Origin of the sequence: Photobacterium sp. OFAV2-7 (assembly GCF_022347985.1) — a bacterium.
Taxonomy (GTDB): Bacteria; Pseudomonadota; Gammaproteobacteria; order Enterobacterales; family Vibrionaceae; genus Photobacterium.
On sequence record NZ_JAKRFQ010000350.1, the window covers coordinates 1 to 4,951 of the forward strand.

General features: G+C 49.2%; 3 protein-coding genes and 1 pseudogene. All 4 read right to left on the bottom strand.

Going from position 1 to position 4,951, the window contains the following annotated elements:
* Window positions 1-644: 644 nt before the first annotated feature.
* Window positions 645-1,943 (bottom strand): glycine reductase complex selenoprotein B, encoded by a 1,299-nt coding sequence (gene grdB / locus MHN01_RS16455; RefSeq protein WP_255725304.1) that lies wholly within the window; start codon window positions 1,941-1,943, stop codon window positions 645-647.
* A 14-nt stretch (window positions 1,944-1,957) separates the two neighbouring features.
* A complete protein-coding gene (locus MHN01_RS16460) occupies window positions 1,958-3,250 on the bottom strand; it encodes a glycine/sarcosine/betaine reductase component B subunit (RefSeq protein WP_239412333.1) in 1,293 nt (430 codons plus the stop codon).
* A 167-nt stretch (window positions 3,251-3,417) separates the two neighbouring features.
* Complete coding sequence (gene selD / locus MHN01_RS16465) at window positions 3,418-4,464, bottom strand: selenide, water dikinase SelD (RefSeq protein WP_255725305.1); 1,047 nt, start codon at window positions 4,462-4,464, stop codon at window positions 3,418-3,420.
* A gap of 132 nt (window positions 4,465-4,596) precedes the next feature.
* Window positions 4,597-4,951, bottom strand: a pseudogene (locus tag MHN01_RS16470) (glycine reductase); the annotation flags it as partial.

Here is a 4,951-nt window from a genome sequence, read left to right on the forward strand (position 1 = left end):
AAACCATCGAACGCTATCAGGTGCTCTGCAAAGCCAACCCAACACACTTGACTCTTACCGATGAAGATATTGATACCCGCTTCCCCGAGAAACAACAAACCGATTTTCGTTTTATCGATCTGCAATTGATCAAATCTTGTCTCGATTCTCTTGGCTTCAAGGGTATTTACTAGCCCTCCCCTTTCTCCAAATCATTATCCCCGCCATGGCGGGGATCCTTGCACCTGCCGACTATCTCCTGCTTCAGGTTATTAAGTCATCGTTGAACCAGGTATGACCAACCCCATCTAGCTTCCCCTTTTATAAACTCTTTCGATCTCAATAATTTATTGAACGAGGGGAAGGACTTTCTCTGATGTTAAACTATCACCACCCATATACAGTCGCAGCTGTTAACGGTGATGACTACCTTCCTACTGATGAAGAACCTACAGGCACAGAGGATAACTCTCCCCCTTAAGTGAAACTGTAACTTGGCAACAACTGTTAACAGAAGGGGGGAGTTGGAGGGGGTTGAGAACTCGGTGCAAATGACTCTCACAGTTAACAAATAACCAAGAATTTTCGTAGGGACGAAAAAACTAAAAAAGCCAGCCGGTAAACCGGCTGGCTTCAGTGCTTCTTGTTCTATCGTTTTCTAATACTTAGAACACTGTCTGCTCATCAATCTTAGTCTGAAGTGCACTTAGTGCTTTTTCGACTAGTTGACGACGAGCATATTTCTCTTCTTTCGGCTGCATTGTTGGATCACCTAGAGGGTGAGGGATCGCGATAGCAGGAACGATACGGTTTGCACCAACCGTTTTAGAAATAGGCACGACAGTTAGAACGTGAACTACAGGCATTACTTTTTCGATTTCCTTGAGCATCGTTGCGCCGCAACGAGTACAAGTGCCTCAAGTGGAGGTGAATATAGCAGCTGTCACCCCTGCCTTCTGTAGCTTCATCGCAATCTCTGCGCCGTATTCTTTCGCCTTCGCGACCGCCGTACCGTTACCGACCGTGGTGTAGAACATGTCATGCAGGCTTCCGATAACACCTTCTCGTTCCATGTCTCGCAACACGTCGACTGGAAGAACTCGGTTAGGGTCCTGGTTGCAAGCAACTGGGTCATATCCGCCGTGCGCTGTTTCATGAGTCTCTTCCGTCAAGGTTTCCAAACCACGAATGCTATATTCGCCATATTTAGATGCACTTGAAGATTCGATATGGTCTGGGTTGCCCTTAGGTACCACACCACCTGAAGTAACAAGCGCAATCTTAGCTGTGCTCATCATTTCAACCGGAGGCTGAGGCTCAACGCGGTCAAACGCAGGCATTGGGTATTCAGTTGTGAACTCCTGACCACCAATTTTGGAAATCAGCAAGTCAACTGCACGCTCAGAACCACGTTTTTCTGCAAAGAAATTCACGCGGATGCCACGAGGCATGTAACCGGCTTCTTCTGGAGAACCCACTTCCCCATCGGTTTCTACATAACGGTTAATCAGCTTAACCATTGCAGGAACGGCTTTACGCATGCTCGCTGCACTGTTACCTGTTTCAACCATGTACGCATACTGACGGAACAGCTCGTAGCCTGGGTTTTCAGGGTACATACCCGAAATGGTGGTGATACCCATTTCATGAGCAACCTTGGCAACCGTACCACAAGCCATACCGTAACGACCGGCGTTGAAAGCAGGACCCGCAATGATAAGATCCGGTTTCAGCTGAGTAAGGATTTCTTGCAGTCCGTGGCAGCACTGGCTTTCGTTTTCGTTGAAGTAGGAGTCACCACAGATAATAGTATGTGTGATTTCTGCCTTGTCCTGTAGCATTGTGTTCACTTGAGAACCAACACCTACTGTACCTTCAACCACCTCCATTGGAGTGTGGGCCATCTCTTCACCACCTTTCTGGGCGAAGAACTGGTTCAAGTAATAAACTACTTTCAATGTCATGTGAGTATCCTCGCTTAGCTTGCTTTAGTGGTGAGGTGATGGTAACCAAGTTCACTGGTTGCGCTAAGAATCGCTTGAATTTCAACCGTGATAGAGCCATCTTCATGCAAGCTACCCTGGAAGCCACCAGCAACCATATCTGCATAACGGTCGTGACCGATCACTTTGTCCATTGCAGGTAGTGTCACTAGCTGGTTGGCATTACCGTTAGTCACAACAGCGTTCGCACTTTCGTGTGAATCTGCCAATGACTGGCTCTCACCGTTCTGACCTGCATATTCATCAGTCAGCAAGACAGTCTGAATACCCGCAGCCTCTAGCTTGGCACAGTTCATCATCAGGTCGGCATCAGGGTTACCAAAGCCTTCTTCACTGACAATCGCTGCATCCCAGCCCATTTGCTTAGCAAGCTTAACAACGAAGTTAGATGAACGTTCTTTATCACGCAGAGTAACGTTCTCGTTAGTGACGATAACGCCCATGAAGTTGTACTTCGAACCATGGTGACGGTAAAGATCGTAGATCACCGGGCTGTTCTGGTGAACATAGCTGGTGTTCTTGTCACAGGCAGATACACAGTTACCACTGATGATTGCGCCATCCATCACTTCTGTTGGGTACATCAGTGTCGGAAGCATGCCTTTCACATCAACGCCGTAGTAGTAGCTATCGTGCAATAGACCCTGGCTCTGCAGCATATAGACATAGCCTACTTTTGGCAGGTTAGGATACTCGGCAGCCTGCTCTAGCAGTGGCTTGGTTTCGTATGTCTGGATTTCGTCCGGCTCAACATCTGCAGCCAGCTTACCAATCCAGCGACCCGCTTCCAGGCCAACCAGACGTAGGACACCTTCGTGGTCGTACTGGTTACATGTGTCATCGACTTCACACTGGATAACCAGGTTCATGGTTGAAGAGAATGGTGTGTATTGTGCACCCGGGCCGCTCATATCCAGAATACCTTCCTGGAAACCAACGACCTCACCGGTAGTGATCACCGCCATGCCTTTCAGCACATGCGTACGACCTTCACCAACCATTGCTTCTTCGCCTAAGTGACGGCCAGGGAAGATGTCGCCACCACCACTGACTTTAACTCGTGGCTCGATAGCATCTTTAACCGGCATGATACGGATGCTGTCGCCTGGTTTTGCGATTGATAGCTCAATCGAGCGGATACGGTGATCCAGTTCGCACAGGTGGTTCAAAAGTGCTTGCTGTTCAATCACCACAGTATTTTCTTTTACTTCGCTCACTGGCCCGAAAGCCAAATCACGAACATGAATATTGCCTAGTTCGAGTTTCATTTATATCTCCAAACAAGCGTCAATTGGGATGGGTAATCCTTTAAAAAGTCTAACGTTCACCTCGAAGGTATTAGGCTCAAGAGCAAAGAGAAAGCGCGGAGTTTATGAACATAAATGAGCACTTTCGATGCAGATATTGAACCTAATAACAATGAGGTTCGCGTTAACTAGCTGACTTTTATGCCGGCTCCTTCCTCGGCGTACCCGACAACCCAACATGGTTCTTCACTATTGCTAAATTCAGTTAATAAAGCGTCCAGACAATCTTTGGGTACCGCTGCCAGCAAGCCGCCGGAGGTTTCCGGACAACAGAGCTTGCGCTGCCAGCTTTCATCAAGATCCGGTGCGAACTCAATCTCGTCTCGATAGGCATCCAGATTACGCTTGGCACCACCGGGGAATAGCCCCTGGGCTGCGTAGTCTTCGGCTTCGATCAGGAATGGCACCTGGGTTGCGTTAAAGTGCATGCATACATCGCTCTTTTCTGCCATTTCCAAGGCGTGGCCGAGGAGCGAGTAACCCGTTACATCGGTACAGGCTTTTACTGGATACCGGGCGAAAATTTCAGCAGCCTTGCGGTTAAGCTTTTTCATGCTGTCGGTTGAGGCCTGGATAGCCTGCTGACTTGCCTTACCCCGTTTTGCTGCGGTTGAAATTAAGCCGGTACCAATCGGCTTGGTGAGTACCAGAACGTCGCCGCTGTCTACAGCAGCTTTGGTTTGCACTTTAGAAGGATGGATTGTACCCATTACCGACAAACCGAATTTCGGTTCATCGTCTTCGACGGTATGACCACCGACCAACACCGCTCCGGCCTCACGGACTTTCTCCGCACCGCCTTTGAGGATTTGGCCAACGATCTCCTGGGGAAGATCACTCGGAACACAAAAGATGTTCATTGCCAATGTTACCTGGCCGCCCATGGCGTAAACATCGCTGAGTGCGTTTGCAGCAGCTATGGCGCCAAAGTCATACGGGTCATCGACTATTGGAGTAAAGAAGTCCAATGTCTGGATGACGGCAACATCATCAGTAATTTTGTAGACGGCAGCATCATCACTTACCGTCAACCCAACCATCAGATCGGGATACGCTTGTTCGGGAAATAGGGGTGAAATGGACTGCAGAACCTGCGCCATGGCCTTAGGGCCAATTTTCGCCGCTCACCCAGCTTTTTTGGTCATCTGCGTAAGACGCACTACTGTTTCTGTCATCTCTATATCCTTAGTAACGGACGGTAATAGCGCTACTCTCGATGCTGCCAATTTCGCGCTCGCGAATTTCCTAGTGTGTGACTTCTCTTGCCATCGAAGGTGACTGGCTGGAGGTTTTGGCGACTGTCACCATTAACCGATAAACTTAGTTTCGGTTAACTGTGCCCGTGCCTGCTCCAAATCGTCTCTCGCCACTAACACTATCGGACCAGTACAGCCCATGCCTGTGCGGGCAAAGATGCTAGCCTTCCACAGCGCCTGGCAGGCATCTTCAATCTCGAGGATATCAATACCGCCAATCTCTGCGTCAGTAACCTTCTCCGGTGGCGCAGTCACTTCTGCCTTGGCCTCTACCGGTTGCTTGGGCTGACGATACTTTGTCAGCACGCTGTTCAACCCGGCCAACGACGCCGCTTCCCACTCTTCATCGACTCGCTTCATAACACTCCCTTTTGCAGCATCTGCACATAGTCTCATCGCGCCGGCT

Coding starts and splice junctions, on each gene's coding strand:
- MHN01_RS16460 (WP_239412333.1), bottom strand. CDS start 3,250: ATGAAACTCGAACTAGGCAATATTCATGTTCGTGATTTGGCTTTCGGG.